Annotated in this window: 3 protein-coding genes; all 3 read left to right on the top strand. The window is 65.2% G+C overall.

The window, feature by feature from the left end:
• The coding region (gene secD / locus AC1D00_RS38065) for a protein translocase subunit SecD (RefSeq protein ID WP_477014213.1) at nucleotides 1-656 on the top strand (656 nt) is incomplete at its 5' end.
• Between the two features lie 10 nt (nucleotides 657-666).
• Nucleotides 667-1,686: a protein translocase subunit SecF gene (secF, locus tag AC1D00_RS38060; RefSeq protein WP_027546605.1), complete on the top strand. Its 1,020-nt coding sequence runs from the start codon at nucleotides 667-669 to the stop codon at nucleotides 1,684-1,686.
• Between the two features lie 60 nt (nucleotides 1,687-1,746).
• Nucleotides 1,747-2,130, top strand: coding sequence for an Mth938-like domain-containing protein (locus AC1D00_RS38055; protein WP_477014212.1), 384 nt, complete (start codon nucleotides 1,747-1,749; stop codon nucleotides 2,128-2,130).
• Nucleotides 2,131-2,142 lie beyond the last annotated feature (12 nt).

Raw genomic sequence — 2,142 nt, 5'->3', positions numbered from 1 at the left:
TCCGCGAGCCGATCACCGGCGGTCAGGGCCAGATCTCCGGCAATTTCACCGTGCAATCGGCCAACGATCTCGCGATCCTCCTGCGCGCCGGCGCGCTGCCCGCGCCGCTGACGGTTGTCGAAGAGCGCACCGTCGGTCCGGGCCTCGGCCAGGATTCGATCGAGAAGGGCGAGCTTGCGGCTTACGTCGGCTCGATCCTGGTCATCATATTCATGCTGGTGACCTATCGCCTGTTCGGGGTGTTCGCCAACATCGCGGTGGCCATCAACGTCGCCATGATCTTCGGCCTGTTGTCGCTGCTCAACGCCACGCTGACGCTGCCCGGCATCGCCGGTATCGTGCTCACCGTCGGCATCGCTGTGGACTCCAACGTGCTGATCTACGAGCGCATCCGCGAGGAGCTGCGCGGCGGCCGCAACGCGATCTCGGCGATCGATGCCGGCTTCAAGCGGGCGCTCGCGACCATCCTCGATTCCAACATCACCACCTTCATTGCCGCCGCGGTGCTGTTCTACATCGGCACCGGCCCGGTGCGCGGCTTCGCCGTGACGCTCGGTATCGGCATCATCACCACGGTGTTCACCGCCTTCACCCTGACCCGGCTGATCGTCGCCGGGTGGGTGCGGTGGAAGCGGCCGCAGAGCGTGCCGATCTAGGAGCCTGATTGTGAATCACACCGTTCTCATCGGGCTCGGCGTCCTCATTGCCATTCTCACCGTGGTCGCGGCCCTCGGCTTGCTGCCGTCGCTGCGCATCGTCCCGGACAACACGCATTTCGACTTCACGCGATTCCGCCGCATCAGCTTCCCGATCTCGGCGGCGCTGTCGATCGTCGCCATCACGCTGTTCTTCACCCACGGCCTGAACCTCGGTATCGACTTCAAGGGCGGCACGTTGCTGGAGGTGCGGGCCAAGTCCGGCGCCGCCGACATCGCGGCGATGCGCACGACGCTGGATGGCTTGCGTCTGGGCGAGGTCCAGCTCCAGCAATTCGGCGGGCCCGAGAACGTCCTGATCCGCGTCGCGGAGCAGCCGGGCGGCGATACCGCCCAGCAGGCGGCCGTGCAGAAGGTCCGTACCGCGCTCGGCGATTCCATCGAGTACCGCCGCGTCGAGGTGCTCGGTCCGCGCGTCGCCGGTGAGCTCTTGGCCTACGGCATGCTCGGCCTGATGCTCGCGATCGTCGCGATCCTGATCTATCTCTGGTTCCGCTTCGAATGGCAGTTCGCGCTCGGCGCCATGATCGCCAACGTGCACGACATCGTGCTCACGATCGGCTTCATGTCGATCAGCCAGGTCGATTTCGACCTGACCAGCATCGCCGCGCTGCTCACCATTCTCGGCTATTCGCTCAACGACACCGTCGTCATCTACGACCGTATCCGAGAAATGCTGCGGCGTTACAAGAAGATGCCGATGCCGCAGCTGCTCAACGAGTCCATCAACTCGACGCTGTCGCGCTCGATCATCACCCACGTCACGGTGACGCTGGCGTTGCTGGCGCTCCTCCTGTTTGGCGGTCACGCCATCCACAGCTTCACCGCGGTGATGATGTTCGGCGTGGTGCTGGTCGGCACCTACACCTCGATCTTCATCGCGGCGCCGATCCTGATCTATCTCGGCGTCGGCGAGCATCGCGAAGATGCGCCCGATACGGCTACGCCGGCGAAGAAAAACAAGGCATGATCCGAACCGCACGCCCTCGCACGCGTTTGCGAGGGCAGTAAGCCCATTCGGACCAAGCTCATGACCGGCGATCCCAACGCACCGCATTTCCCGCGCTCGGCGCCGATCGAGGCCTATGGCAAGGGCGGCTTCGCCTTTGCCGGCATGTCGCACCGGGGATCGCTGCTCTGTCTGCCCGATGCGATCTGGGCCTGGGATGTGACGGACCCCGCGAAGATCGATCGCTATTCGCTGGATCGGGTCTTCACGGCCGCCAACAGCATCGACACGCTCCTGATCGGCACCGGAACCGGGGTCTGGCTGCCGCCGCCGGCGCTGCGGCAGGCCCTGAAGGCGGTGAGGGTGGTGCTGGACACCATGCAGACCKGCCCGGCCGTGCGTACCTACAACATCATGATCGGCGAACGACGCCGCGTTGCGGCCGCGCTGATCGCCGTGCCATGAGCAGCGCTGCAC

It is taken from the genome of Bradyrhizobium sp. P2_E8 (assembly GCF_056403875.1).
This window is presented reverse-complemented; position numbering and strand designations above follow the sequence as displayed.